Annotated in this window: 26 protein-coding genes; 10 read left to right on the forward strand and 16 right to left on the reverse strand. The window is 67.1% G+C overall.

What is annotated here, in order from left to right; genetic code table 11:
* Positions 1-2: 2 nt before the first annotated feature.
* Positions 3-1,370: an SWIM zinc finger family protein gene (locus AC0IZS_RS20445; RefSeq protein ID WP_471637289.1), complete on the reverse strand. Its 1,368-nt coding sequence runs from the start codon at positions 1,368-1,370 to the stop codon at positions 3-5.
* 42 nt (positions 1,371-1,412) lie between these two features.
* Positions 1,413-2,492, reverse strand: a complete 1,080-nt coding sequence (locus AC0IZS_RS20450; RefSeq protein WP_471637290.1) for a serine hydrolase domain-containing protein — start codon at positions 2,490-2,492, stop codon at positions 1,413-1,415.
* 162 nt (positions 2,493-2,654) lie between these two features.
* Here AC0IZS_RS20450 and AC0IZS_RS20455 point away from each other — a divergent pair, with 162 nt between their 5' ends.
* The 3 genes from AC0IZS_RS20455 (at position 2,655) to AC0IZS_RS20465 (ending at position 4,002) form a co-directional block, all read left to right on the forward strand.
* Complete coding sequence (locus tag AC0IZS_RS20455) at positions 2,655-3,071, forward strand: hypothetical protein (protein WP_471637291.1); 417 nt, start codon at positions 2,655-2,657, stop codon at positions 3,069-3,071.
* A gap of 64 nt (positions 3,072-3,135) precedes the next feature.
* Entirely contained in the window at positions 3,136-3,303 is a 168-nt protein-coding gene (locus AC0IZS_RS20460; RefSeq protein ID WP_164470688.1) for a LiaI-LiaF-like domain-containing protein, read from the forward strand.
* Between the two features lie 60 nt (positions 3,304-3,363).
* Positions 3,364-4,002 (forward strand): hypothetical protein, encoded by a 639-nt coding sequence (locus AC0IZS_RS20465; RefSeq protein ID WP_471637292.1) that lies wholly within the window; start codon positions 3,364-3,366, stop codon positions 4,000-4,002.
* 122 nt (positions 4,003-4,124) lie between these two features.
* Here AC0IZS_RS20465 and AC0IZS_RS20470 read toward each other — a convergent pair whose 3' ends face one another.
* From AC0IZS_RS20470 to AC0IZS_RS20480, 3 genes are all read right to left on the reverse strand, one after another.
* On the reverse strand, positions 4,125-4,547 hold the full coding sequence (locus AC0IZS_RS20470; protein ID WP_471637293.1) for a group III truncated hemoglobin: 423 nt from the start codon (positions 4,545-4,547) through the stop codon (positions 4,125-4,127).
* A gap of 13 nt (positions 4,548-4,560) precedes the next feature.
* The gene (gene ytfE, locus AC0IZS_RS20475; RefSeq protein WP_471637294.1) at positions 4,561-5,313 is read right to left on the reverse strand and encodes an iron-sulfur cluster repair protein YtfE; all 753 of its coding nucleotides are present in this window, start codon (positions 5,311-5,313) and stop codon (positions 4,561-4,563) included.
* Positions 5,314-5,529: 216 nt separating this feature from the next.
* Positions 5,530-6,069 (reverse strand): 2'-5' RNA ligase family protein, encoded by a 540-nt coding sequence (locus AC0IZS_RS20480; RefSeq protein WP_471637295.1) that lies wholly within the window; start codon positions 6,067-6,069, stop codon positions 5,530-5,532.
* Between the two features lie 189 nt (positions 6,070-6,258).
* Between AC0IZS_RS20480 and AC0IZS_RS20485 the strand changes: the two genes are divergently transcribed.
* Entirely contained in the window at positions 6,259-7,956 is a 1,698-nt protein-coding gene (locus AC0IZS_RS20485) for a hypothetical protein (RefSeq protein ID WP_471637296.1), read from the forward strand.
* 71 nt (positions 7,957-8,027) lie between these two features.
* Here AC0IZS_RS20485 and AC0IZS_RS20490 read toward each other — a convergent pair whose 3' ends face one another.
* Positions 8,028-8,264 (reverse strand): 2Fe-2S iron-sulfur cluster-binding protein, encoded by a 237-nt coding sequence (locus AC0IZS_RS20490; RefSeq protein WP_471637297.1) that lies wholly within the window; start codon positions 8,262-8,264, stop codon positions 8,028-8,030.
* Between the two features lie 14 nt (positions 8,265-8,278).
* Here AC0IZS_RS20490 and AC0IZS_RS20495 point away from each other — a divergent pair, with 14 nt between their 5' ends.
* On the forward strand, positions 8,279-8,707 hold the full coding sequence (locus AC0IZS_RS20495; RefSeq protein WP_471637298.1) for a type 2 periplasmic-binding domain-containing protein: 429 nt from the start codon (positions 8,279-8,281) through the stop codon (positions 8,705-8,707).
* A gap of 11 nt (positions 8,708-8,718) precedes the next feature.
* Here the strand turns inward: AC0IZS_RS20495 and AC0IZS_RS20500 are convergent, their stop codons facing one another.
* The 4 genes from AC0IZS_RS20500 to AC0IZS_RS20515 form a co-directional block, all read right to left on the reverse strand.
* Positions 8,719-9,723: a helix-turn-helix transcriptional regulator gene (locus AC0IZS_RS20500; RefSeq protein WP_471637299.1), complete on the reverse strand. Its 1,005-nt coding sequence runs from the start codon at positions 9,721-9,723 to the stop codon at positions 8,719-8,721.
* Positions 9,724-9,743: 20 nt separating this feature from the next.
* Entirely contained in the window at positions 9,744-11,870 is a 2,127-nt protein-coding gene (locus tag AC0IZS_RS20505) for a xanthine dehydrogenase family protein molybdopterin-binding subunit (RefSeq protein ID WP_471637300.1), read from the reverse strand.
* Positions 11,867-12,340 carry a (2Fe-2S)-binding protein gene (locus AC0IZS_RS20510; protein ID WP_471637301.1) on the reverse strand — a complete coding sequence of 158 codons (474 nt, stop codon included), beginning with the start codon at positions 12,338-12,340 and terminating at the stop codon, positions 11,867-11,869. The genes AC0IZS_RS20505 and AC0IZS_RS20510 overlap by 4 nt, the downstream gene beginning before the upstream one ends.
* Before the next feature lie 909 nt (positions 12,341-13,249).
* Positions 13,250-14,182, reverse strand: a complete 933-nt coding sequence (locus tag AC0IZS_RS20515) for a LysR substrate-binding domain-containing protein (RefSeq protein WP_471637302.1) — start codon at positions 14,180-14,182, stop codon at positions 13,250-13,252.
* A 92-nt stretch (positions 14,183-14,274) separates the two neighbouring features.
* Here AC0IZS_RS20515 and AC0IZS_RS20520 point away from each other — a divergent pair, with 92 nt between their 5' ends.
* On the forward strand, positions 14,275-14,895 hold the full coding sequence (locus tag AC0IZS_RS20520) for an NAD(P)H-dependent oxidoreductase (protein WP_471637303.1): 621 nt from the start codon (positions 14,275-14,277) through the stop codon (positions 14,893-14,895).
* A gap of 40 nt (positions 14,896-14,935) precedes the next feature.
* Here AC0IZS_RS20520 and AC0IZS_RS20525 read toward each other — a convergent pair whose 3' ends face one another.
* Complete coding sequence (locus tag AC0IZS_RS20525; protein ID WP_471637304.1) at positions 14,936-15,931, reverse strand: DNA translocase FtsK; 996 nt, start codon at positions 15,929-15,931, stop codon at positions 14,936-14,938.
* Between the two features lie 352 nt (positions 15,932-16,283).
* On the opposite strand from AC0IZS_RS20525, the gene AC0IZS_RS20530 reads away from it, so the two are divergent.
* Both AC0IZS_RS20530 and AC0IZS_RS20535 read left to right on the forward strand, forming a co-directional pair.
* The gene (locus tag AC0IZS_RS20530; RefSeq protein WP_471637305.1) at positions 16,284-16,670 is read left to right on the forward strand and encodes a hypothetical protein; all 387 of its coding nucleotides are present in this window, start codon (positions 16,284-16,286) and stop codon (positions 16,668-16,670) included.
* Positions 16,671-16,995: 325 nt separating this feature from the next.
* Positions 16,996-17,649: a lysophospholipid acyltransferase family protein gene (locus AC0IZS_RS20535; protein ID WP_471637306.1), complete on the forward strand. Its 654-nt coding sequence runs from the start codon at positions 16,996-16,998 to the stop codon at positions 17,647-17,649.
* Positions 17,650-17,675: 26 nt separating this feature from the next.
* On the opposite strand, the gene AC0IZS_RS20540 is transcribed toward AC0IZS_RS20535, so the two are convergent.
* Complete coding sequence (locus AC0IZS_RS20540) at positions 17,676-18,872, reverse strand: M20 aminoacylase family protein (protein WP_471637307.1); 1,197 nt, start codon at positions 18,870-18,872, stop codon at positions 17,676-17,678.
* Positions 18,872-19,855, reverse strand: a complete 984-nt coding sequence (locus tag AC0IZS_RS20545) for a Bug family tripartite tricarboxylate transporter substrate binding protein (RefSeq protein WP_471637308.1) — start codon at positions 19,853-19,855, stop codon at positions 18,872-18,874. Before AC0IZS_RS20545 ends, AC0IZS_RS20540 begins: the two co-directional genes overlap by 1 nt.
* A 117-nt stretch (positions 19,856-19,972) precedes the next feature.
* Between AC0IZS_RS20545 and AC0IZS_RS20550 the strand changes: the two genes are divergently transcribed.
* Entirely contained in the window at positions 19,973-20,881 is a 909-nt protein-coding gene (locus tag AC0IZS_RS20550) for a LysR substrate-binding domain-containing protein (protein ID WP_471637309.1), read from the forward strand.
* A gap of 13 nt (positions 20,882-20,894) precedes the next feature.
* Here the strand turns inward: AC0IZS_RS20550 and AC0IZS_RS20555 are convergent, their stop codons facing one another.
* Together AC0IZS_RS20555 and serB are read right to left on the reverse strand one after the other, a co-directional pair.
* Positions 20,895-21,476, reverse strand: coding sequence for a redoxin domain-containing protein (locus AC0IZS_RS20555; RefSeq protein WP_471637310.1), 582 nt, complete (start codon positions 21,474-21,476; stop codon positions 20,895-20,897).
* Between the two features lie 144 nt (positions 21,477-21,620).
* Positions 21,621-22,334, reverse strand: a complete 714-nt coding sequence (serB, locus tag AC0IZS_RS20560; RefSeq protein WP_471637311.1) for a phosphoserine phosphatase SerB — start codon at positions 22,332-22,334, stop codon at positions 21,621-21,623.
* 162 nt (positions 22,335-22,496) lie between these two features.
* On the opposite strand from serB, the gene AC0IZS_RS20565 reads away from it, so the two are divergent.
* Entirely contained in the window at positions 22,497-23,483 is a 987-nt protein-coding gene (locus AC0IZS_RS20565; RefSeq protein ID WP_471637312.1) for a Bug family tripartite tricarboxylate transporter substrate binding protein, read from the forward strand.
* On the opposite strand, the gene AC0IZS_RS20570 is transcribed toward AC0IZS_RS20565, so the two are convergent.
* A complete protein-coding gene (locus AC0IZS_RS20570) occupies positions 23,434-24,363 on the reverse strand; it encodes a haloalkane dehalogenase (RefSeq protein WP_471637313.1) in 930 nt (309 codons plus the stop codon). The two genes, AC0IZS_RS20565 and AC0IZS_RS20570, sit on opposite strands and share 50 nt — an antisense overlap.
* Positions 24,364-24,419: the final 56 nt, after the last annotated feature.

Raw genomic sequence — 24,419 nt, forward strand, 5'->3', positions numbered from 1 at the left:
GTTCAGTGTGAAGTGGCTGTTGCTGCTGCTGTTGCTGCCTGCGCTGCCAGCACATGCTTGCACGGCCCGCGCTCGCCCTGGTGTTTGGCAAACCAGGGGCAGGTGCAGCGCACCAGCCCATCCACCTCGCGCACGCGGTAGCTGACGTCGGCGCTCTGCACTTCGGCATCGAGCGGGGCGGTGGACAGCAGGCGCACGGCGCCGGCCTGCAGCAGGGCGCGGGCATCGGCCAGGCGCGGGTTCATGTCGTCGAGCTGGGCCAGGTCCATGGGCAGCACGCGGTGGAAGTAGGCACCGTGCACCAGGTCATAGCCCACCAGGCCCGAGGCGCCCAGGAGCTGCAGTGCGCGGTCCACATCGGCCACCGGCCATTGCAGCGTGGCCGCGAGCGCATCGCTGCGCAGCGTGTCCTGCCAGTGCAATTGGGCGCGCACGGCGCTGGCGGGGCGGCCTTCATCGGCCAGCACCAGCGCCTGCAGGGCCTGGCCCTCGCCCGAGAAGCCGCGCCACACCTCGGCGCTGAGCACCAGCGTCAGGCGCATGGCGCCAAAGTCCAGGCACCAGGCGCTGGCCTGCTGCTGCGCGTCGGCAAACAGGGTGAGCGTGCGCGCCTTGGGTAGCAGGGGCTCGAGCACGCGCAGGCGGCTGCTATCGGTAAAGCGCACGCCGCTGCCATCGTTCTGCGCCGTGGTGCGCAGGCCCTGCGGGCCGGCCACCACCCACAGCGGTGTCTTGCTGGTCGATGCGCGGGGCAGGCCGCGCACGAAGCGCAGCGCGGGGATGGCATCCACCTCGAACACCTTGCGCATGGCCGCCTGGTAGCTCTGCACGGCCACCATGCTGCGCAGCCAGCGCAGGGGCAGCTCCACCTTCTTCTCGATCACCTGTGCGCCGGCGGTGTGCAGCGTGAAGGCCGCGGCTCCTACCGACAGGGCCAGGCCATCGGCATCGCGCACCTGGGCCAGCGCGGCGCGCATGGGCGCGTTGAAGTCGATGTTGGTCGTGCCCTTGCCGACGATGTCGCCCGCATAGGCGGCCGGCTCCATGTCCACCCGGATGTAGGTGCTGCAGCAGGCCGAAAAGCCTTCGAGCCGCAGCATGCCGCTGCCGGCCGTGACGACCGGGTCGGCCAGTGCAATGGCCTTGGCCACGCTGTTGGCCGGCGTGAAGAAGCGCGAGCCCACGAGCAGGTGCACGGCGCTCAGCAACTGCGCGGCCAGCTGCGGCTGGTGCAGCCGGCCTTCGAAGAAATGGGGGTGGGGCACTTCGGCGGGCGACGAGGTGGCCAGGCGCAGGTGCGGTGTGGCACCGGCCCCCATGTCCATGGACGATGGCTCGGCATAGCGGTAGGTGTGGGTGAACTGGAGCATGGGTTGGCTGCGGTGGCGGAGCGATTCTGGCAGAGCCCGCGGTCAGGATTTAGGCGCCAGCCGGGCGTCGAGAATCATCTTCAGAAGCCGCCCGAACTGTTCATCGTTCACCTGGTTCATGATGTTGTAGGTGTCCACCCGGTGCACCACCACCAGGTCGTACGCCGGCACCACGACCACCAGGTGCACGCCATGGCCCTGCGCCGAAAAGCTGCCCGCGGGCATGCGGACAGACGGCAGGTGGCGCCCGTCCACCGCCACCCACCACATGTAGCCATAGCCCCCGTCCACTCCTCTATCGGAGTAGGACTGCAGGCTTTGCTGGATCCATGTGGCCGGAATCAGCTGCTTGCCGCCCCATTGCCCGCCGCGCAGGTACAGGAGCCCGAAGCGCGCCAGATCGCGGGCCGACATGTGCATGGGGTAGGCGGCGTGAATCGAATCCTCGCCCCTGAAATACTCACCGTCTTGCGCGCGCCAGTCCTGCATCTGCAGAGGTTTGGCGAGGCGCTCTACGAAGGCGGTGTAGAAGCCCGTTTTGGCCTGCGCTTCGTAGATGGTGTTGAGCGCATTGAAGTCCCAGTTGTTGTAATACCAGAAGCTGCCCGGCGCATGGCTGCCGCGCGCCGGCCGAGCGGCCGCCATGGCGGGGCTCTCGTACAGGGCGGGGTGGTAGACACCGGATCGGGCCTTGAGCAGGTCGCCCACGGTGGCGCGCTTTTCGGCATCGGTGAGCGCGGGCGCGTTGTCGTCGATGCCCAGCTCGCCCAGGGTGGCGTCGATCCGCATCTTGCCCTCGCCCACCGCGATGCCGATCAGCCCGCTCAGGATGCTCTTGCGAATCGAGTGGATGTGGTAGCGGTCCTGCGTGCGGCCCCATTCGTCGAGCACCTTGCCATTGACCACCAGCATGACCGCCGCCGTGTCGAGGCCCTTCGAGTGCTCGCGCGCCAACGCCAGCTTCGGGGTGGACCAGCCCACCGCCTCGGGCGAGGCAATGCGCTCCCACTCGGCGCCGGGCACCGGGGCCGCATCCGGGGCGGCGATTGCCTGCCCTGCCAGCAGCAGGGCGATGCCCGCAACCCACCGCCACGGTGCACTGATTCTTGCCATCGTTTGCATCGCTTGCCCTCCTCCAGGTGGAACGGGGCGCCGGATTGGGGCCCTGGTGCTGCCGATACTATCCACTCCTGCCCCTCTGCCCAGGCACGTTGTGTGCTTGCTCGGCATGCGGCGCCTGCGCGCAGTACATTACGCCACCCACCCACCTTGAAAGCGTCTACGGTGAACCGAATCAACCCCAAGGCCCTCATCGTGGGCACCTCGCTCCTGCTGGCACTGTCCATCCTGGCCGGTGTGGTGCTGGTATCCCTACAGGGCCTGCTGCTGGCCATGGAGGGGCAGAGCGAAGAGCAGATCATCCAGGCCCTGGCCGATCTGGCCGACGACGACGGCTACCTGGTCTGGAGCATGGTGCTCGGTGCCCTGGTCAGCGTGCTGGGCGGCCATGTCGCGGCGCGCATTGCAGTCGTTTACCCGTATTTCAACGGCCTGGCCGTGGGCGTGCTGAGCACGCTGGTGGGCTTCGCCTTCTGGAGCGAGCTGCCGCTGTGGTTCAACCTCGTGGGCATCGTGGTCACGCCGGCCTGCTGCGTGCTGGGCGCGCACCTGGCGGTGCTGCGCTCGGGCGCATCCGCCTGAGCCCCCCATAATCCGTGCGAGAGGCCGTCTGCATCGGCCCGCAACCATCTTGGAGGAAGTGCACATGAAGGGCAACGTCGCTGCCATCGTTCTGGTCGTGCTGGGGGTGTTCTTTCTGCTCACCAACCTGGGGCTCATCAGCATCAGCCTCAAGGAATTGCTGGTGACCTGGTGGCCGTTGGCGCTGATCGCCATCGGCGTGGCACTGTTCTTCACGCCCCGGGAAAAGTAAGCCACGCCTGCCGCAGGCGCTTGCGTCCGCTACGATCGCCGCTCCAACAAGGGAGAGGTCATGGGTAAGAACGTGGTGGCGCTGGCGATGGCGTGGGCGCTGGCTGGCGCCTGGGGCGGGGCGTTGGCGTCCGAGAAGCCGGTCGAAGCGGTCAGCGTGCTGGTCCAGGGCGCCAGCAGCCGTGCCGGCGCCGGGGCCGAGCTGCTGGCAGACTTTCAAGGGGTGGCCGAGCCGGGGCTGTTCAGCAAAGGGGACGATGCCGTCCTGGCCCTGGATGGCGCCATCGCCGCCGTCCAGCGCATCGACACCTCGGCCAGGCCCCAGGTGGCGGTCGCATCGCTGGCGTACCTGAGGGCGGCGCAGAACCTCGTGAAAAGCCTTCTTGACGCCCGTCGCAAGGCGCTGCACGCAGACACGCTGGACCGCGAAGGCGCCAAGGCCGTGACCGACCTGAAGGCCGCCAAAGACAGTGACAGGCCGGCGCTGCTGGCGCACATGGAGGCGGTCTTTGGCCAGAGCGACGAGGCCGAAGCCGCCATGAAGGCGTCGGTGGCCCGCGCGACCTCGGCCCTGGCCGAGCTGGCGTTGCGCAGGGAGTTGCTGGCCGCCCAGCTGGGTTCGCCGGATGCGCTGGTGCCCGAGAAGACCCTGGCTGCGGTCAAGCGTGGCTTGCAGACGGTGCAGCCTCAAGAAGAGTAATACGGATTTGCCTTCAAGCGTCTAACTTCGTTGGTCCGCCTTGCCGTGCTACAGCACTGTCTGCGGCTTCCCGCCTGGTTATACGATTGAATGCAAATCCGTATGAGCCACCGCCACAGCTGTCAGGGGTGTGGCGCCGCATCCTTGTCGCGCGCGTCCACAAACGCCGGCTCCGCTCCGAAATACCCCCTGAACAGGTTGCGCGCAATGCCATGCGCCGCCACCTGCAACTCCTGCGCGAACGCGGGCGCGAACAGGCGGCCCGTGTGCTCTTGCCACAGCCCCACCCAGGCCGCGAAATGCGCGGGCGTGATGCCGGTCAGCTCCATGTGCTTGCCGAACACATCACCCTTGAAGCTGCGCGCGCCCAGTGCCACCGTACACCAGAAGTCCACCAGCCGCGCCAGGTGTGCGTCCCAGCGACCGTGCAGCGCGGCCTCGAACACGGGGCCCAGCAAGGGGTGGGCGCGCACGTCGGCATAAAAGCTGTGTACCAGCTCGGCCATGCTCTCGGCGCTGGGCTCCAGAAAGTCCTTCTCGGTCATCTGCGGCCCCTGCTCAGCGGCAACCGCATTGCGTGCTGGCGCAGCCGGCCGTGCCCGCCTGCGCTTCGAAGGGCGGAAACAGCACATTGTTCTCCAGGTGGATATGGCTGATCAGGTCGTCATTCAGCTGTGCAATGCCCGCATACAGCGCGCGCCAGGTGTTGCAGGCATCCTCGGGCGGGATGGTGTCGTGCGCCAATGCGTTCAAGCGCTCAAGCGCCGCACCATGGTCGGTATGCTCGGCGCGCAGCACGCTGATGGGCATGCCCACGAAGGGGTTGCCGCCCGCGCGAAGCATCGGGAACAGCACGGCTTCCTCCTTGCCCATGTGTTCCAGCAACTCCGCCTGCATGGCCTCCAGCGCATCAGCCAGGCCCGTGGGCACGGCGGGGTGGCTGCGGTGCACGGCCTCCACGCGCCGCGCCATGCGCACCAGCTCGGGCAATTGCGCGCGGTGCACTTCGTGGTAGCGCGCGATGATCAGGTCGATCAGCGCATTCGCACTGGCGCCCGCCTGGGGCAGTGCATCGCCGCGCTGCAGCTGCGCCAGTTCGGACAGCACCGCCTCGGCATCCAGCCCCCTGTCGGCTGCCGCCTGCGCCAGGCTCACCTGGCCGCCGCAGCAGAAATCGAGCTTCAGGCGCCGGAACACCGCCGTGGAGCCCGGCAGCTGCACCGCGATCTGCCCGATGGGCTGCTGCGCATGCAGGTCAAAGGGCGCGCCAGCAGGGGCGTGGGCAAAGGAGGCGGGGTCACGGGCGTTCATGATGGTTCTTTAAAGATTCATTTGATATGTTTATTTTAAGCGGTATTTGAAATGAATCTTTATTTTGACCATGGTGGCGGTGGTCTCTTTGATCTGTCTCAATGGAGTGGGATCGGGCGCCCGGCCCCGGATGGGCAAACAGGACCAGGCCTGCGCCATCCCCGGCATCAGCCGCTCGACGCTGTGGCGGCGGTTGCCTGAAGAAAATTCAACGCCTTAAAGTCCGCCCAGCGGGTGCTCTGCGATGGCCTGAAAGAGGCCGTCCCTCAGCGCGCCCACGGTCAGGGACTGCAGCTGGCCTGCGATATCCAGGCCCGCCTGGTTGAGCCCGTCGCACAGTGCCTTGGCCGCCGCCCTGTCTTGGGTGGACGCGATCGTGATGTGCGGGACGTAAGGGATCTCCAGCTGCAGTTGCCCGGCCAGCACGCCCGTGTAGAGCCGGTCGTGCAGCCGCGAGATGGCGCTGTTGCCCTCGTCCGGCACGAGGAAGACGTATGCAGTCTCATTGAAATCATCGGCGCCGAGCATGGCGTAGCGGCAGTGGAAGGGGACGATGGGCGTCTGGCGGGCGATGGCCGCCACATGGTCGATATATGCAGATTCAGGCACCGCCTTGCACCCGAACATCATCGTGAAGTGCGGCGCCACCAGGTCCACCTGCGGGTCGTGCTGGCGCCGAAAAACGTCGATGAAGGCCTGGGCTGGGGCGTCTACGTGGACGTAGGCGATGGTGTAAAGCGGCGGCGAGAGGCCCATGTGTTTTAAATATGGAGAGTGTCTATGGGGCTGGCTTTCGACTCTACTATGGCTGCCGAGTCCTGACCGTAGGGCCTCGGGCCTCATTTTGGGAGCAGTCTTTCCTTTGTCGAGTCGCGACCGCAGGCTGTGCATGTCGCGTTCCGACTCAGCTTACTCGGCCGTCTTGCCTTTCCATAAACTCTCGCCATGAGCAGACCCAATCAATCGAGTGCCGAACAAGCATTGACCACTTGTTTGCAAGATGTCCAGCAACACATTGCGAAAACATGGCGAGGTCGTGAGAAAGAAGCGCTCATTGCATTGGTAAGGGCCTTGGACTCAGTTTCCGCTGCCTCCTTTTGGGAGCGCTCTTTGCCAAGATTCCTTGAAGCTGCGAACCGACGAGAGAACAGAGCTTTCGCGCTTATGGGAGCGACTCCGGCGCTAAGACCATTGCTGTCCGTGGTCAATGGCCAAGGCGGCGGCGTCCCTTTCGGACCGAATGATCCTTACGTTGCAAATTTTTGGTATCGATATCTCCTTGAATGTGGAGAACTTACATTTCTGCGGCGCATGGCAGCTCTTGAGCGCTATGGACTTGCGACGACAGAAATATTGAAACCGGATCACCTTCGTATCGAAACAGTGGGTAGTGCCCCTGAGCAGGCACTGCTAGCGGCTCTTCGCAACGTATCGAAGCGCCGAAGATCTGCTTCGCAAAGCACAATATCTAACGAGCGATGGAACGAGATCCATGAACGAATGAGTGGGTATGTGGATACACAGTTCGGATGGTTCATCCGTTATGACAATGATTGGGAGGTGGTCTCTGCATATCGCGAAGAGGCCAGAAATTACGGACTGGGCTTTCACGAGGCCGAGGCTTTTCCCGACGATGTGATGATTGGCGACCGCAGTTTTGGTGAATGGAAGGAGTCCTGTGAGCATGCCCTTGGACGAATCCTTGCGCATATGGATTTCGCAGTCTTGTTGCAGCAGAAGATCCCCAAAATTGCTTTGAGCAACGTCCTAACACTCTTCGCCAGACGAGAGGATGTGAATGCGGTGTGGGTTGAGGCGGGCCTTCGTCAGCAACGCGTTGCGTCGACCATGAAAGCCCTTTCACTACAGATCGATGGACTGGACGATTGGGAGTTGGCCTATGAAGCGCCTGCATCGTTTTATGTCGATCTAGGTTCGGACTTCGTTCTGATGCCTTGTTTTGGCGCGCTGACCAATCCGTACTTTGCGCTGTTTCGGCATCTGCGACGCACATACAAACGCGACTGGGATCGCGGAGTGGATCGTCGAGAAGCGGTCTTCCGTTCCGATCTTGCGAAAGCGTTTCCTGAGCCTAGATTCATGGTGCCGCTGAGGGGTTATGCCCTGAGGAGAATAGATCGCTCTCTGGTGACTGATGTGGATGCTGTCATCATCGACAAGAGAAGCGGTACCGTGGTGCTCGCACAACTCAAGTGGCACGATGTCTATGGATTCTCGTTGGCGGAGCGAGAAAGCCGAAAGAAGAATATTGCAAAAGCTAATCAATGGGTCGAGCGGGTTTTGGGTTGGGTGGGCGAGCGCTCTTCCGCCGAAGTGCTTCGCGACCTCAAGATAGATGCCCCGGGTTCTGACAGCCCACCAATCCTGTACGTCGTTGGTAGATACGCGGCTCGGTTCGCTGGAGACAGCGACCAAGATGGTCGTGCGTCATGGCTCAGTTGGTTGGAGATTCAGCACGTGCTTGAGGACGCATTGAACGGGCCTGATCCGCTCGGGATGATTCCTGATGCTGTCTTGATGCATCAGAAAAGATTCGAGACTGACCCCTCAGAAGAGATGGAATTTCAGTTCCGAGGGTTAAAAGTGACACTGCAAATGCGTGTTACTCCAGAAACGCCTTAGATACCCTGGCGACGCTGGGATGAAACCTGCGACTGCGGGGCGGCTGACGGTGCAATCGATACGTGCGAAGCTCATTGCGCGTGAGCTTTGGAACACAGGTCCAGCTCCGTACTCTTTGCCCGCGACATGTACAGCGGTATGGTGTTGTGCACCGTCCGCTCCGCATCGCTGAGCATCAGGTCCCGGTAGTCGGCCTCGCCGCTGCACAGCCCGGTCTGGTAGGTGCGGCACAGGCCCTCGCGGCAGGCGAAGGGCACGCTCACACGGTGGCGCTCCAGAGTGTCGAGGATGCTTTGGTGCGGCGCCACCTGCAGGCGCTGGCATGCTCGAGCAGTTCCAGAAGATGCCCCAGATCGCCGTGACGCTGTCGGGCAGCGTGAGCGGCGCCTACGACAGCCAATTGGAGCAGCAGGGCGTCAAGCGCAACATCTTTCTGTCCACCCCGCAATTCCTGGTGGTGCCGCTGCTCATGGATGCCCACCCCGAGCTCATCGCCACCGTGCCACTGCAACTGGCCGAGGTGTTCAAGGGCTATGGCAGCGTGCGCATGGTGCCGCCGCCCGTGCCGCTGCCGCCGTTTGCGCTCAACCAGCACTGGCACTCGCGCTTTCACCACGACCCGGCCATCATCTGGCTGCGCGCGCTGATGAAGGAGACCTTCGAGAACTACCCGGATGTGTGGCTGGGCGACCGCGCGGCCCATGCGGCGCCGGCACCGGCGCGCAAGCCGCGGCGCGCGCGCAAGACGTAGGGGCCCTGGAGCTACGCCGCTCCAAATGCCTGCCGGTAGCGCGCCGGCGTCATGCCCACCTGGCGCGCGAATTCACGCGTGAAATGGGGCTGGTCGGCAAAGCCGCAGGCGAACCCGATCTCGGCAATGCCGTGGGGTGTGCCCAGCAGCCACTGCGCGGCGGTGCGGGTGCGCGCCTCGGTGGCAATGGCGCGGCAGCTCAGGCCGTGCGCGGCCAGGTGGCGCTGCAGGGTGCGGCTGGCATGGCCCAGCGATGCGGCCAGTGCCTGCACGGGGTGATCTCCTGCGGGGTCGTGCAGTACGCGCCGTGCAATGCGGTGGGCCAGGGGCGGCCAGGGCAGGGCATCGCACAGCGCGGCCAGCGGGTTCTGGTCATCCTGCTCTGAGGGCGCAGGGGCCGCTGCGCCCGGCTGCCAGTGCAGCGCCCAGTGGCTGGCATGGCCTTGCGCGATGGCGGTTGCCAGTTCGGTGGCCTGGTCCGCGCCGGAAGCCAGTGGCAAGGCCGGCCTGCCGTTGCCGCCCGGTTCACCCAGGTGCACGGCCAGGCCTGTCACGCCCAGGGCCTCGCAGGTGCCCAGCAGCACGCCCAGCACGGCCAGGCTTTCGGGCGGCTGGGGCGTGCCACCCTTGCCGGGGCGTGCGTGGTGGTGCAAGCGGATGCGGCCCGGGCCCTGGGCCAGCACGCTCACCTGGTGGGCGGAATGCACGTAGCGCTCCAGCCGCTGCCAGCGCGCCAGCAGGCTGGGCACATCGCTCGCGCCCAGCAGGGCGCGGTGCACCGGGTCGCCCTGCAGCCAATGCACCTGCCGCGCCAGCTGCAGCAACAGGGCCGGGCCGCCTTGGGCCAGCACCGCCTGCACCACGCTGCGCTTGCAGGCGAGCGGCACATGGCTGCCGGCCAGGGCCGATGGCGCGGGCAGGCCGGGCGGCAGCGCCAGCCCCTGCGCGGCCATGGCGCGCACCAGCAGGCGGACCATGGCGGCGCTGGCGAAATCCTCGTTGTGCATGCCGGGCATTGTGAAGGCCTCAGAAAGGCTCAGCCCTTGACGGCCTGCAGAACCTGCTCGCTGCGCACCGGGAAACGCGTGAATCGATGGCCCGTGGCGTCACGCAGCGCATTGGCAATGGCGCCCGCGCCGGCCACCATGGCCGTCTCGCCCGCGCCGGTGGGTGGCGCGCTGCTGTCGATCAGGTACACATGCAGGGGCGGCACGTCGCCCATGCGCGCCAGCGGGTAGTCGGCAAAGGTGGTGGCGGCCACGCGCGAGTTGGCCACGGGCAGTTCCTCGTGCAGCACCATGCCCAGGCACCACACCAGGTTGCCCTCGGTCTGCGCGCGCACGCCGTCGGGCTGCAGCACCAGGCCGCAGTCGTGGGCGCACCACAGCGCCGTCACGCGCGCCTGGCCCGTGGCGCGGTCCACCGCCACATCGGCCACGGCGGCGGCGTAGCTCAGGCCCTTGTAGATGCCGCCGGCGATGCCGCGCCCGCGCAGGGTGGTGGCGTCGCTGGCGGGGCGGCTTTTCCAATGCGCCTCGCGTGCCACGCGCTCGAAGGCGGCGGCCAGCCGCGCATCGGTGGTGTGGGCCAGGCGCCAGGCCAGCGGGTCGGCGCGGGCCTGGCGCGCGCATTCGTCCATGGCGCTTTCCACCACCAGGGTGTTGGGGCCCGCGCCCAGGCCGCGCCAGGGCCCCGTATGCACCGGCAGGCGCTGGGCCGTGAACTCGGTGCGCTGCTGCGGCACGGCATAGGCCAGCTGCGATCCGCGCGCCACGCCGCTGTCGCCCGCGAAGTCGGCCAGGGACTGCATCCAGACTGGCATGGCGGCCGGGGTGAAGAGGATGTGGCTGCTCGCGAACGCATGCCACCAGTGCGTGACACGGCCCTGGTGCACGCGCGCACGCACCCGGTGGCTCGACGGCGGGCGCTGGAAGCCCTGGGCGAACTCCTGGGCCCGGCTCCAATGCACCTTGACCGGCACACCCACGGCCTGGGCCAGCACGGCGGCTTCGAGCTCCACCGTACACAGCGTGCGCCCGCCAAAGCCGCCGCCCACGCGGCAGGCCTGCACCTCGATCTGCTCTGCGCCGAGCGAGAAGTTGCGCGCCAGCACGTCGCGCACATAGAACAGGTCCTGCGTGCCGGCCCAGACGCGCAGCACCGGGGCGTTCTGCTGCGCCTTGCCGTGGCTCCAGGCTGCCGTGGCGCTGCGCGGCTCGATGGGGGCGTGCGCGGCCAGGGGGATGTCCATGCGCAGGTCCACGCTCCAGGTGCCGCCCTCGGGCATGGCATCGCTGCGCGGCGTGTGGCGCAGGGCGCCGCGCGCCAGGTGCCGGTCGATGTCGATGCGCTCGGCGATATCGCCGGGCCCGAAGTTGCCGCCATCGACCTGCCACTGCACGGCCAGCGCGGCCTCGATGCGGTCCAGCGCCGCCGGGCTGCGCGCCACGATGCCCACGCCCAGGCTGTTCATCTGCACCAGCAGCGGGCTGCGCACCACGGCGATGCAGGCCGGGTCGGCGCGGGCGGCGGCCTCGTCCATGGCGCCGGGGCGCGAGTCCAGCTCGGCCGATACCGGCGCGCGCATCACCCGGCCATAGAGCATGCCGGGCAGGCGCGTATCGCCCGCAAACAGCGGCTGGCCCGTGACGATGGCGTGCAGTTGCCCTGCCGGTGCGGCGGAGCGAGCCGGTGCCCCGGCTTTTGCCAGCGCCTGGAAGCTGCGCAGCGCGCTGGCCGGCAGCGGCTGGGCGTGCAGTGTGGTGCGGCCCCCCGCAGCAACGCCGCTGGCCAGCGCTGTGCGCAGGGTGGCGCAGGCCTGCGCCAGGGGCAGGGCAAAGTCCTGTACGCTGGCGCTGCCCACGGTGGCGCGCACGCGCGCAATGTCGCCGGTGGCGGGCAGGCGCAGTTGCACGGCCTGGGGTGGAACGCCCAACTCGGCGGCCGCCAGGCCCTGCAGCGCGGTGCTGATCTGCTGGCCCATTTCTGCGCAGGGTACCCACAGGGTGTAGCGGCCATCGGCATCCTTGCGTATCCAGCCCTGCGCGTCCTCGGCGCCGGGCGTGGGGCGCTTGGGGATCACGGGCACCAGCGAGCAGCCGGCGCCAAAGACCACGGTGATGGCGGCCAGGCCCGTGCCGGCGAGCAGGTGGCGGCGCTTCATGAGGGCGTTCCTGTGCTTTGCCCGGCCGCATGGTGGATGGCGGCGCGCACGCGCCGCTGCGTGCCGCAGCGGCACAGGTGGCCGGCCATGGCGGCGTCGATCTGGGCGTCGCTCGGTTGTGGCGTGGCGCGCAGCAGCGCCACCGCGCCCATGATCTGGCCGCTCTGGCAGTAGCCGCACTGCGGTACGTTGTGGGCTACCCAGGCTTGCTGCACGGGGTGCAGTTCAGCGCCTGGTGGCGACAGTCCCTCGATGGTGGTGATGGCGCGGCCCTGCAGCGTCTGCGCGGTGAGCAGGCAGGAGCGGGCGGCCTCGCCATCCACCAGCACGGTGCAGGCGCCGCACAGGCCTGCGCCGCAGCCGAAGCGGGTGCCGACCAGGCCGGCGGTTTCGCGCAGGAGCCAGAGCAGGGGTTCTTGTTCCCAGCCGTCGGGGACGGGGTGGGTTTGTCCGTTGATGGTGAGCTGCATGGCTTGTCTCCGGCTTTTGCTGTGGGTGTGGAGGCAGTGTCTGGCTTGGAGGGTGTGGCGTCTTGAAGAATTGCGCCAGTTGGTTGTTGTGCTGGCTGCATGCTTTGGTTGAGGGCGGAGGCCGGGGTGTGCGCCCGGCGGCGCAGTAACTTTCTCTTGCGTCGTCAAGAGAAAGTCACCAAAGAGAAGACGACCCCCAGTCTGCGTCCCCCGTTCGCCCTGTCGGGCGAACGGGGGCAGCCTGCGATGCTCGGATCTGGGGTGGTGCCGATGAACTCGCTGCGTTCTTCGAACTCCGCTCAAACAGCATCGGCAAGCTAGAGCACGAAGCGTGTGTGTCCTTCGGCACACACGCCCACCCCAGCCCCTGCGCTTCTCGGCGCAGCCAGCAGGGGTGGGGAGCGGGGTCACAGACGGCTGCTGCTTCGCAGCTGCGCCTGGGGTCGGGGATGCGCTGCGCGCTGCCGACATGTGGGGCGCGGGCGCTCTGGCGAGCCGAGCGCAGCGAAGGACCACAGGCCGAGCGAAGCAATGGCCCGAGTGGAGCCCGCTCCCACCCCCTTCTGACCGTGCCGAGAAGCACAGGGCCTGGGGTGAGCGCGTGCCGCAGGACACGCGCATCGTCATCTGGCTCGCCGAAGCTGTCTGACCGGAGCTGCCTCGCAGAGGCAGCGCAGGGAGTTCTTCGGCGTCACCGCAGGACCGAGCATCGCAGGCTGCCCCACTCGCCGCCAGGCGAGTGGGGACACGGGCAGCGGGGTCGTCTTTTCTTGGCCTACCTTCTTTTGACGAAGCAAAAGAAGGTAGGTGCGCCGCCGGGCGCACACCCCGGCCTCCGCCCTCAACATAGGCACGCAGCCACCAGGAGCACCAATCCGCAGAGCGGCGTAGGCGATGACCGGGCGAAGATCACCCCCGCAACAACTCCCCCACCACCCCCGCCACAAACCGCACCCCCGCATCCTGCTGCCGCCGCGCATGCCACGCCAGGTGCAGCGCAAAGCCCTCAATAGCGATAGGTGGCTCGAACACCGCCAGGCCGCCAAACGGGCTGCTGCTGTCGCCACCAACGCCAACGCCGCCGGCAACCGGCAGGCAGCGTCGCGGCACCATGGCGATCAGGTCCGAGCTGGCCAGCAGCGGTGGCACCAGCAGAAAGCTCGGCACCACCACGCCCACGCGGCGTGTGCGCTGTAGCGCCAGCAGCGCCTGGTCCAGCGCGCCGCGCGTCTCGCCCCGGCCCGAGACCAGCACGTGCGGGTACTGCAGCCAGCGCTCCAGGTTGAAGTCCTTCGCCGCCGGGTGCCCGGCGCGCATGCACACGGCGTACTGCTCGTGCAGCAGCTCCTCGCGGTGGAACGACGCCTCCACCACCGGGAAGACCGATACCGCCAAATCCAGCCGCCCGCGCGCCATCGCGTCGAGCGCATCGGCCGCGCCGTGCCAGGGCTCCACCACCAGGTTGATGCCCGGCGCGCTCGCCGCCAGCCGTGCGTGCAGCGGGCCGACCACCACCACGGCCGGGTAGTCGGCCATGACGATGCGCACCGTCTGGCGCAGCGTGGCCAGGTCCACCTGGGGGTGCGGGTCGATCACGCGCGCCGCATCGGCCAGCAGGCGCGACAGGGGTTCGCGCAGGGCCTCTGCCTTGGGCGTGAGGCGCATGCCGCCCTTGGCACGTTCGAGCAGCGGGTCGCCGAACAGGTGGCGGCAGCGTTCCAGCGCGTTCGACATGGCCGGCTGCGACAGGCCCAGCCGCTCGGCCGCGCGCGTCACATGGGCCTCGTCCAGCAGGGCCTGCAGCACCACCAGCAGGTTCAGGTCTATGCCACGTAAATTCATGGAATCAATGAGTTGATATACGAATTATCCGTTGGATTAATTGTCGACCGGATCGCATCCTTGGCGCATCCACCAACCCACAGGAGCCCTTGATGACCGATACCACCAACGCCGCCCCCGTCCGCAACATCGACACCCTGGTGCTGCTGTTCCACCCGCGCTTTGCCCAGTCCGCCACCAACCGCGCGCTGGCCAATGCCGCCGCCGCACTGCCTGGTGTGGAGGTGGTGGACATGGCGGCCCTGTACCCCGAGGGCAGCGCCATCGACGTGGATGCCGAGGTGCGCCGCCTGCTCAGCGCCCGCCGCGTGGTGCTGCAGTTCCCCGTGCAGTGGTATGCGACCCCGCCCCTGCTCAAGGCCTGGCAGGACGCGGTACTGACCCGCATGTACTACATGGCCTACGCGAGCGAAGGGCGCCATCTGGAAGGCACGCCCCTGCTGGTGGTTGCCACGGCCGGCAATGTGCCCGAGGCGTACACGCCCACGGGCCAGAACCTGTTCCTGCTGGCCGACCTGCTGCACCCGTTGCACGCCACGGCCCACCGCTGCGGCCTGCCCTGGGCCGAGCCGTTTCTGGTGTACCGGGCCGGGAAGATGGGCGCGGCGGAACTGGCGGGGGAGGCGGCTCGCTATGCGGCGCGGCTGCGGGCGTGGAGGACCAGTGCACAGGATGGCGACGATTCGACCGTGTCTCTGAACTGGGCGCAGTGACAGCCGCCTTTGGCGGGCCGCCAAAGGCTCCAGCGGTTGGTCACATCGCAGCGCTTGGCGCTTGTGCCTGTGCATGTGTGGCGCAGGTGCAGGCTGGTCCGTCGGCTGGCGGCGCAAAGTCGATTTCCAGTTGATGGAGTCGCGCGTAAACGCAGCCGTGGCCAAACTGCCATCCATCTGGCATCACCTGCTTAAGCCCGAGAGGGCCATCCAATTGCTTGGCGTCCGCTTTGTCGATTCTGACGATGCGAACAAATGGCTCAATCCACTCCGCCACAATTGCCTCCGGGATGCCATGGCGCAGTAGTTCTGTCGCCTTGGCCTGAACGAGCACGCAGGGCACTACGTGCTCACGGTAGGTAGCGGTCGCGCTGTGAGCCTGCCCATGTGGCAGCAGACTCTGATGCACAAATGCTTCGACTGCCCTTGAATGGGGTGCGAGGCCTTCCATGATGCGTCGTTTCAGGTAGCGCGTTGCATAAAACAGCCCTGCTAGGCGGCCGCGCATTGCAGAGTCAGGACGCTCGGTTCGCACCTCAGTTCGCGCGCACTCTGCTTGCAAGCCCTGGTGAATGCTTTCTGCGGGTACTGAACTTGCGAACTGAGGCAAATGGGCAATTGCCAACGCCACGCTGAAGAGTGATTTGCTTCTCTCAAATCCCATCGCCTCGCGCACAAGCTCTCGCAGTTCATTGCGACTTGCTTTGAAAGGATCGGCCAAGATCTTCACCGCTACTGTGCTCTCATAGCCATGGTTTTCGAGGAGATAGAGCGCCAGATCGCGAATGAGACGGACGTGGACCTGCTGCGCTGGCTGTTTCCCCTCGGTTGGCGTGAGCAAGTGCAGTGCGGCATGATGCAGCCCGTCCGCGTTGGGCGCATCAAGAACACGCCGCAGTTCCAGTTCGTTCAGGATTTGCCGTGCACTGGTGTAGCCGATTCGGAGCCTACGTTGCAGCAGCGATACGGTTGCGTGGCGCTCGCGCACAGCAACATCCGAGGCGGCCATCACCAATTCTTCTGTCAGATTGATCATTTGGAGTTCTCCAGTCTGGTTGAATTTGGGGGAATGCGAAAAGCGACCTGGCAGTGGCAATCTACTTCGCATGCCAACAGGCTTTCAGTCGTCTTAACAGTTCCATTCCCACAACTGGACGCGTTGTGAGCATTGACACGACGCCAGCTCTGGCACATGCACGGGGTTGCCAAGCTCTGGACGAGGCTTTGCGATGGCATGAGATCCACCATGGGGTAAATTGTCGCCCCACCATGACCACCCCCGTCGCCTACGCCACCAGCAAGGAAAAGCACAGTGCCGCCAAGAGGCGCTCAGCCCCTGGTTCTTCGCCAACGGCTGGAAGCGCCGTGCGGGCACTTCCTGCGCCTTCGTGCGGCCTGCGGACCATGGGGGCTACGGGTGCCTGTGGCTGCAGCCCAGCTCCTGGGGCGGCAAGCTCCCCCTTTGCGAGGCCGACCAGCAACTGGCCCATGCCATCGCGCAGCAGCTGGCCCGGCGCATCCCCGATCCGCCCGCCTCGGAGCCGGTGCGCGAATGGGCTCGGCTGCCAAGCCATGAAGGAGAGAGCTGGCGCCAGCGCCTTGCCAACCTGCGCAAGGTGAACCCCGATGCCTGGAAGCCCGGTGTCGATGTATGGCTGCCGTACTACTTGGTAGGCGACCTGCAGGAGTGGGCGCACTTCCTCGCGCCCCGCTGGGAGCACCTGCTGCACCAGAGCCGCAGCAAAGACACCTTCGAAGAGTGCATCGCGCCATGAAGCCCGCTCCTTCCATCCGGGCCTGCAATGCACATCGCGTTGCAGTTGGCACGGGCAGTTGAGGACCCTCTGCACAAATCCCTGAGATTTATGTAGAGGGTCGTTAGAGCGGATAACAAAACTCAGCGAAGCGGTTCTGGCTAGGCGCTGCGTCGCAGGCAGTACCGGTAGTACGACAAGACGCAGCAACGACGCCAGAAGAGCTTTGTTGGCCGCTCTTAAGGGATTCCCCCAGGGTCGGCTGTCACACGGGCTTATCATTCCCATGGCAGGCGGCCCACAACCAGCCGCCGCCCATGCGCCTTCCCGACCGCCACTCCTGTCAATGACCACCGCCACACCTTCTTCGGATTCCGCTTCTGCATCCCCCGCCTTGCAAAAGCCCAACCTCTTCGTTCGCATCCTGCGGGTCCTCATGTCCCGGGTGGCCCGGGTCACAGTGACAGGGGCCGAGCACCTGGACGGGCCGGGTGGCAAGATCGTGGTGTGCAACCACGTGGGCTGGTCGGACCCGCTGTGGGTGGGCTATGCCGCGCTGCCGCGCAAGCTGCACCAGATGGCCAAGAAGGAGCTGTTCGAGACCAAGCTGGGTGCCTGGTTCGTCAGTTCGGGCGGCGGCTTCCCGGTGGACCGGGGCAGCCCCTCGACCGCCACCATCCGCCAGGTGGTCTCGCTGGTGCAGGCGGGCCAACTGGTGCTGATCTTCCCGGGGGGCACACGCAATGCCGAGAACCCCGAGGCCAAGCGCGGCGCGGCCACCATTGCGCTGCGCGCCAAGGGCCAGATCGTGCCCGCGCACTTCGACGGGCCGGGCGAGATCCGCGCCAGCCACTTCTTCACCCGCCCACGCATCCGCATCACCTTCGGGCCGCCCATCGTGCTGCCGCCCGATGCCACGGCGAACAAGGAGTCGGCGCTGGCGCTGACGGTGGCCATGGACGAGGCGATGAAACGCGTGGCGGAGCAACGCCCCGGCTGAGGCGTTTTGCGCGGCGGTGTGGTGATTCAGGCCAAGAATCGCTCCGCCAACCGGCTCCAGAACGCCGCCCCCACCGGCAGGTTGCCGTCGTTGAAATCGTAGCGCGGGTTGTGCAGCCCGCGCCCGCCCTCCGACGGGCCGTTGCCGATGCGCACCAGCGCGCCGGGGCAGGCCTGCAGCATGTAGGCGAAATCTTCGCTGCCCATCATGCGTGTGAAATCGCGCTCGACCCGCTCGGGACCCACCAGCTCGGTGGCCACTTCGCCGGCCAGCGCCACGGCGGCGGCATCGTTCTCCAGCACCGGGTAGCCTTCGATGTAGCGGATCTCGGCCTTCGCGCCATAGCCCTCGGCCGTGGCATGCACCAGGGCGGTGATGCGCTCCCTGAGCAGGGCGCGCACGGCAGGGCTGAAGGAGCGCACGCTGACACCGATCTCGGCCTCGCCCGGGATCACGTTGAGCGCGTCGCCCGAGCGCAGCCGGCCCACGGTGACCACGGCCGATTCGTTGGGGTCCACATTGCGCGAGACCACGGTCTGCAGCGCCATCACGGTGGCGGCCGCCGCCACCAGCGGGTCCACCGCCAGGTGGGGCCGCGCGGCATGGCCGCCCACGCCGGTGATGGTGATGAACACCCGGTCCCCGGCGGCCAGGAAGGCGCCGGGCCGCATGAGGAAGTGGCCCTGCGGCGCACCCGGGTGGTTGTGCATGGCAAACACCATGTCGCACGGAAAGCGTTCGAACAGCCCATCGGCCACCATGGCCTTGGCGCCGCTGTCGAAGCCGCGCTCCTCTGCCGGCTGGAAAATCAGGTTCAGCGTGCCGGAAAAGCGCCGCGTGGCGGCCAGGCGCCGCGCCGCGCCCAGCAGCATGGCCGTGTGGCCGTCGTGCCCGCAGGCGTGCATGCAGCCGGGCACGCTGCTGGCGTAGGGCAGGCCGGTCTCCTCCTGGATCGGCAGGGCATCCATGTCGGCGCGCAGCCCAAGGCGCTTGCTGCCGCTGCCCACGCGCAACTGCGCCACCAGGCCGGTCTGGCCGATGCCGCGGGTGACGTCATAGCCCCATTGCTGCAGCTTGCCGGCCACGAAGTCGGCGGTGCGGTGCTCGGCAAAGGCCAGCTCCGGGTGCTGGTGGATGTGGCGGCGCCATCCGGCCAGTTCGTCTTGCTGGGGCGCCAGGTCGTCGATGCGGGTCAGCCCAGGCAGCAGGTTCGTAATCGTCATCAATTGGAGTCCAGCTCGATCTTGTTGTCCCGGGCAATGCGCTGGTAGAAGGCGATGCGCTCCGCGATCTCCTTGCGGTAGGCGGCCGGGGTGATGTCCTGGGGCACCATCATGCCCTTGTCCACCCACACGGCCTGGTTGGCCGGGTCGGTCACGATCTTGCGGGTGGCTGCATAGAGCTTCTGCACGATGGCGTCGGGCGTGCCTGCGGGTGCGGCCAGGCCGTTCCACGAGGTCAGGTTCAGGTCGGGAAGCTTGAGCTCGGCAAAGGTCGGCACGTCGGGCAGCTGCGGCACGCGTGCGGGCGCTGCCACGGCCAGGGCACGCAGCTTGCCGTTCAGGATGTTGGACAGGTTGGACGAGAGGTTGTTCCACGTCAGCTGGATCTGGCCGCTGAGCAGGTCGTTGAGCGCCACGCCCGCGCCGCGGTAGGGGATGTGGGTCATCGGGAACTTCGCCTGGCTCTTCAAGAGTTCCATGCTCAGGTGCGACACCGAGCCCGTGCCCGCGCTGGCGTAGTTGAGCGCCGTGGGGTTGGCGCGCGCGTACTTCACCAGCTCGTCGAAGGTCTTGATCGGCAGGCCCGCATGGATCACCAGCACATTGGCCAGGCGGCTGATGAGGGTGATGGGCGCGAAGTCCTTCACTGCGTCATAGGGCAATTTCGGATTCATCGCGGGGTTGACCACGTGGGTGCTCTGCGAGGTCACGATCAGGGTGTAGCCATCGGGCGCGGCCTTGGCGACATAGGTCGAGCCGATGGCGCCGCCCGCGCCGCCGCGGTTGTCCACCACCACCGGCTGGCCCAGGCTGCGCGAGAGGCGGTCGGCGATCAGCCGGCCCGAGACATCGACCGAACCGCCAGGCGTGAACGGCACCACCAGGTTGATGGCGCGGGTGGGGTAGGGCGCGTCGGCCGCGAAGGCCGGCAGTGCCAGGCCGGCGGCGGTGGAAGTGAGGAACTGGCGGCGGTCGAGTGTCATGGTGGTGGCGGGCAGTGGGTGGTGATGGGCGAATGCTAGGCATTGCCAGCCTGTGCATCAAACGACAAAATCGTGGTCCGTGATGACACAATGTCATCACCCTCCCGCTCCGCATCCATGAAACTGCGCTCCCCCTCCCTGGTCGAACTCCATGCCTTCCTGGCCGTGTGCCGGCTGGGCAGTTTTCGCCAGGCGGCCGAGGACCTGTGCGTGACCCAGGCGGCCGTGAGCCGCGCCGTGCAGCGGCTGGAGCAGCACCTGGGCGACTGCCGATTGTTCGAGCGCTCGCCCCAGGGCGTGCTGCTCAGCGAGCGCGGTCGCCAGCTGCGCCAGTTGACCGAGCGGCATGTGATGGCGCTCGAATCGGCCACCGCGCTTTTCGTGGCGCCGCGCGCGCCGGGCAAGCTGCGCCTGTCGGTCATCCCCACGCTGGGCACCAAGTGGCTGCTGCCGCGCCTGCCGCGCTTCCAGGCCCGGCACCCGGGCCTCGATATCGAGATGCGCCAGTTCCGCCATGACGAGGATTTCAGCCGCGACGATGTCGACGTGTGGATCGACGTCAAGCGCCCACGCCGGCGCTGGCCCGCGCGCCTGCAGGCCACGTACCTCATGGGGCGCGACATCATCCCTGTGTGCGCGCCGCAGGTGGCGCCGCGCCTCAAGCGCCCGGCCGACCTCGCGCGCGAGGTGCTGCTGCACCACACCAACTTCCCCGACAACTGGGCGCGCTGGGCCAATGCCGCCGGCCTGCAGCGCGAGCTGAAACTCGGCCCCGGCTACGACCTGAGCATGAACTTGATTTTCGCGGCCAAGGAGGGTGTGGGCATCGCCATCACCCAGCCCTGCCTGATCGAGCGCGAGCTGCAAAGCGGCGAACTGGTGATCCCCTTCGACCTGCCGGTATCGACCGCGCGCGGCTACTTTCTGTGCACCGACAAGGACCGCCCGGCCACACCGGGTCAACTGGCCTTCATGGAGTGGGTGCAGGAAGAGGCGCGGCAGATGGCCGACCCGGTGCCCCGCTGACCGGGCGCCGCGTTCAGCTCGCCAAGGCACTCCAGCGGGGCAGCACCTGCGCCCACCACAGCCGCCAGCGCATGCCCCAGCCGGGCGTGTAGCCCGTGGTGGCAAAGCGCACCTGGCCCTGCGCATCCACAACGACGAGCGCCGGCACCACGCGCACACCCCAGGCGCGTGACAGCTCGGCCTGCGGGTCCACCGCCGTAGGCCACGGCATGCCGCGCTGGCGCTGCACCTGGGCCACGCGGGCGGCGGGGCCGGATTGCATGGCAATGCCCAGCACGGGCCAGTCGGCCGAGAGGGCTGCAACGGAGGGCTCTTCGATCTTGCACACCGGGCACCAGTCGGCCCAGAAATGCAGGGCCATGGCGCGGTCGGGGTGCTGTGCGCGCCATTGGTCCAGCGTCGTGGTGGTGCCATCGGCCAGGGTGATGGCCGCATCGGGCGCGGGGCCTGTGGGCAGGTCGCGCGTGCGCCAGGCATCGACGCCCGCCACCACCAGCACGGCCAGCAGCAAAGTGCCCAGGTGCTGGCGCCAGCCCCGGCACAGCGATTGCCAGGCGCGAAGGGGCAGGGCGTGAATGCCGGTGGTGGGCCGCATCAATGTCTTTTGGTTGATGGTTCGATCACTGTCGAGCCGCTCACAAAGCTCAGCGCAGCGGTTCTGGCTAGGCGTTCCGTCGCAGACAGTACGCCAGTACGGCAAGACGGAGCAACGACGCCAGAAGAGCTTTTTGAGTGGCGATCAGCGCAGCACTTCCAATAGGCGGTCGAGACCACCTTCGTTGATCGCCACCTTGGCCTGTGCGCGCACCGTGGGCTTGGCATGGTAGGCCACCGAGAGGCCGGCCGCACCCATCATGGGCAGGTCGTTGGCGCCGTCGCCCACGGCAATCGCCTGCGATGGGTCGATGCCCATGAGCGAGGCCACTTCGAGCAGCGTGCGGCGCTTTTCGGCACCGTCGCAGATGTCGCCCCAGGCCTGGTCCAGCATGCGGCCGGTGAGCAGGCCATCCTGCACCTCCAGCATGTTGGAGCGCGCGAAATCAATGCCCAGGCCCGCCTTCACGCGGTCGGCAAAGAAGGTGAAGCCGCCCGAGACCAGCAGCGTGGTCAGGCCTGCGGCCTTGGCGGCAGTGACCAGTTCCTTGGCGCCGGGGTTGAAGCGCAGGCGCTCGCTGAACACCTGCTCCATGTGGGCCACGGTCACGCCCTTGAGCAGGGCCACGCGCTGGCGCAGGCTTTCCTTGTAGTCGGTGATGATGCCCTGCATGGCCGCCTCGGTGATGGCGGCCACCTCGGCCTTGCGGCCGGCGGCGTCGGCGATCTCGTCCACGCATTCGATGTTGATCAGGGTGGAGTCCATGTCGAAGGCAATGAGCTTGTAGCTCGACAGGGACAGCGGGGCGGCTATGCCCTGGACAACAAGGCCGGGGGCGAATTCGGTGGCGTTTTTCATGGGGAAAGGGGCGAATGCGGGGATCGGAAGCCCCAATGGTATCGCCCGCGCCAGTGTCCCCCTTACGGTCCGAGGAATCCGGGGTACCCATGCCGATGGGGCATAGCTCCCAGTGTGCGGGCGGGGTGGCAGCACAATCCGGTTTTTGTCATAGTGCAATGCATGACTTTTCCTTTGATCCCTGAGCGCCGGACCTTGTTGCTGCTGGCCGCCGCCACCGCCAGCATGGGCGTGGCGGCACAGACCGGTGCGCAGGTCGACAAGCGCCCCATCCGCCTGGTCGTGCCCTTTGGCCCCGGCGGCGTGGCCGACCTCACGGCGCGCACCGTGGCGCAGAAGATGACCGAGGCCACGGGCCAGCCCATCGTGGTGGACAACAAGCCCGGCGCGGGCGGCATCGTTGCGGCCGACGCTGTGGCCAAGGCGGCGCCCGATGGCCGCACGCTGCTGCTCATGTCCAACGGCAACGCGGTGAGCGCGGGCCTGTTCAAGAGCCTGCCGTTCGACCCGGTCAAGAGCTTCACGCCGGTGTCCATGCTGGGCAGCTTCGACATCGCCCTCATCACGGGCGCCAAGTCGCGCTTCAAGGACATCGCTGCGCTGCTGGCCTACGCCAAGGCCCACCCCGGCAAGCTCAACATCGGCACCATCGCCATCGGCAGCACCCAGCACCTGGCGGCCGAGCTGTTCAAGCGCAGCCTGGGCATCGATGTGGCCATCGTGCCGTTCAACAGCACCTCGGCCGTGGTCAGCGCGCTGCTGGGCGAGCAGGTGGATGCGGGCGTGGAGATTTTGGCGCCGGTGCTGGCGCAGATCTCGGGTAACACGCTCCATGCCCTGGCCGTGATGGGCGAGAAGCGCTCGCCCGCGCTGCCCAACATCCCCACCGTGGCCGAGAGCGGCGCGCCCCAGTTCAACGTGGCCTCGTGGAACGCCTTTGCCGCGCCGGCCAACACGCCGCCCGACGTGATCGCACGCCTGAACAAAGAGACCAATGCCGCGCTCAACGCGCCCGAGGTCAAGGCCCGGCTGTTGCAACTGGGCGTGCAGGCCAGCGGCGGCACGCCCCAGGCGCAGGCCGACTTCTTTGCGCGTGAGATCAAGCGCTGGGGCGATGTGATCCAGCAGGCGGGAATCCAGAAGCAGTAGTGGCAGGCGAAGGCAGGGCGGTACCGGCCCAGGCCACCAGCGCATCGGCAATGCGCCCAGGCTGGTCCTCGGGCGCCAGGTGGCCGGCGTCGCCGCAGGCCTGCACCGTGAGGCTGGCGATGTGCTCGCGGCACCAGGCCTCCATGGCCGGGCCGATCATCAGCGTGGGCGACCCGGTGAAGGTGAGCAGCAGCTTGGGCACATCGGCCGAGCCGGCCAGCCAGGCGCCATAGGCCTGCACCCGCTCAACCACGTCCGCGGGCGACCCTACGAGCGGCATGGCGCGCGGCCAGGCCAGCAGCGGGCGCCGGCTTTCAGGCGTGGCGTAGGGCGCCTCGTACACCGCGCGGTCGGCCGCAGACAGCGGCGTGAGCACCGTGGCCGTGAGTGACCCGGCGAGAAACTGGTTCTGCTCCATGACCAACTGCTCCCCCAGGCCCGGCGTGCGAAACGCCTCGAAGCGCGGCCGCGCCGCTGCAGGAAAATCCGCCCAGGCCATGGGCTTGACGATGGTCTCCATGAACGCGATGCCGCGCACGCGGTGTGCATGCGTGCGTGCCCAGTCGAAGGCGAGCGATGCACCCCAGTCGATGCCCACGAGCACGACATCCTGCAGGTCCAGCGCATCGAACCAGGCCGCGAGGTAGCGTGCGTGGTCGTCGTAGCTGTACGCAATCTCCGGCTTGCCCGATTGCCCCATGCCGATCAGGTCTGGTGCGAGGCAGCGGCCCAGCACCCGCGTGCGCGGCAACACCTTGCGCCACAGGTGCGACGAGGCGGGGTTGCCGTGCAGGAAGACCCAGGCCGGGCCGGCGTCTCCCGCAAGGGCGCCGGTGTCTTCGTAGTGCATCTGCGAATCGAGAACGGAAACGGTGGGCATGGGAAATTCCTGGAGAAGTGGTAAGGTGCCTGTCTAGTTTATTGAATTGGACAGGT

It is taken from the genome of Acidovorax sp. AC410 (assembly GCF_979253235.1).

What these genes read in the sequence shown, in the direction of transcription:
- AC0IZS_RS20480 (WP_471637295.1), bottom strand. Translation starts at nt 6,069, where the DNA reads ATGGGCCTCTCGCCGCCGCTTTACACCATCGCCTACGTCCACGTAGAC.
- AC0IZS_RS20460 (WP_164470688.1), top strand. Translation starts at nt 3,136, where the DNA reads ATGAAGGGCAACGTCGCTGCCATCGTTCTGGTCGTGCTGGGGGTGTTC.
- AC0IZS_RS20495 (WP_471637298.1), top strand. Translation starts at nt 8,279, where the DNA reads ATGCTCGAGCAGTTCCAGAAGATGCCCCAGATCGCCGTGACGCTGTCG.
- AC0IZS_RS20540 (WP_471637307.1), bottom strand. Translation starts at nt 18,872, where the DNA reads ATGACGATTACGAACCTGCTGCCTGGGCTGACCCGCATCGACGACCTG.
- AC0IZS_RS20565 (WP_471637312.1), top strand. Translation starts at nt 22,497, where the DNA reads ATGACTTTTCCTTTGATCCCTGAGCGCCGGACCTTGTTGCTGCTGGCC.
- AC0IZS_RS20450 (WP_471637290.1), bottom strand. Translation starts at nt 2,492, where the DNA reads ATGCAAACGATGGCAAGAATCAGTGCACCGTGGCGGTGGGTTGCGGGC.
- AC0IZS_RS20570 (WP_471637313.1), bottom strand. Translation starts at nt 24,363, where the DNA reads ATGCCCACCGTTTCCGTTCTCGATTCGCAGATGCACTACGAAGACACC.
- AC0IZS_RS20510 (WP_471637301.1), bottom strand. Translation starts at nt 12,340, where the DNA reads ATGCAGCTCACCATCAACGGACAAACCCACCCCGTCCCCGACGGCTGG.
- AC0IZS_RS20485 (WP_471637296.1), top strand. Translation starts at nt 6,259, where the DNA reads ATGAGCAGACCCAATCAATCGAGTGCCGAACAAGCATTGACCACTTGT.
- AC0IZS_RS20465 (WP_471637292.1), top strand. Translation starts at nt 3,364, where the DNA reads ATGGGTAAGAACGTGGTGGCGCTGGCGATGGCGTGGGCGCTGGCTGGC.
- ytfE (WP_471637294.1), bottom strand. Translation starts at nt 5,313, where the DNA reads ATGAACGCCCGTGACCCCGCCTCCTTTGCCCACGCCCCTGCTGGCGCG.
- AC0IZS_RS20505 (WP_471637300.1), bottom strand. Translation starts at nt 11,870, where the DNA reads ATGAAGCGCCGCCACCTGCTCGCCGGCACGGGCCTGGCCGCCATCACC.
- AC0IZS_RS20555 (WP_471637310.1), bottom strand. Translation starts at nt 21,476, where the DNA reads ATGCGGCCCACCACCGGCATTCACGCCCTGCCCCTTCGCGCCTGGCAA.
- AC0IZS_RS20545 (WP_471637308.1), bottom strand. Translation starts at nt 19,855, where the DNA reads ATGACACTCGACCGCCGCCAGTTCCTCACTTCCACCGCCGCCGGCCTG.
- AC0IZS_RS20445 (WP_471637289.1), bottom strand. Translation starts at nt 1,370, where the DNA reads ATGCTCCAGTTCACCCACACCTACCGCTATGCCGAGCCATCGTCCATG.
- serB (WP_471637311.1), bottom strand. Translation starts at nt 22,334, where the DNA reads ATGAAAAACGCCACCGAATTCGCCCCCGGCCTTGTTGTCCAGGGCATA.
- AC0IZS_RS20535 (WP_471637306.1), top strand. Translation starts at nt 16,996, where the DNA reads ATGACCACCGCCACACCTTCTTCGGATTCCGCTTCTGCATCCCCCGCC.
- AC0IZS_RS20500 (WP_471637299.1), bottom strand. Translation starts at nt 9,723, where the DNA reads ATGCCCGGCATGCACAACGAGGATTTCGCCAGCGCCGCCATGGTCCGC.
- AC0IZS_RS20520 (WP_471637303.1), top strand. Translation starts at nt 14,275, where the DNA reads ATGACCGATACCACCAACGCCGCCCCCGTCCGCAACATCGACACCCTG.
- AC0IZS_RS20515 (WP_471637302.1), bottom strand. Translation starts at nt 14,182, where the DNA reads ATGAATTTACGTGGCATAGACCTGAACCTGCTGGTGGTGCTGCAGGCC.
- AC0IZS_RS20550 (WP_471637309.1), top strand. Translation starts at nt 19,973, where the DNA reads ATGAAACTGCGCTCCCCCTCCCTGGTCGAACTCCATGCCTTCCTGGCC.
- AC0IZS_RS20470 (WP_471637293.1), bottom strand. Translation starts at nt 4,547, where the DNA reads ATGACCGAGAAGGACTTTCTGGAGCCCAGCGCCGAGAGCATGGCCGAG.
- AC0IZS_RS20525 (WP_471637304.1), bottom strand. Translation starts at nt 15,931, where the DNA reads ATGATCAATCTGACAGAAGAATTGGTGATGGCCGCCTCGGATGTTGCT.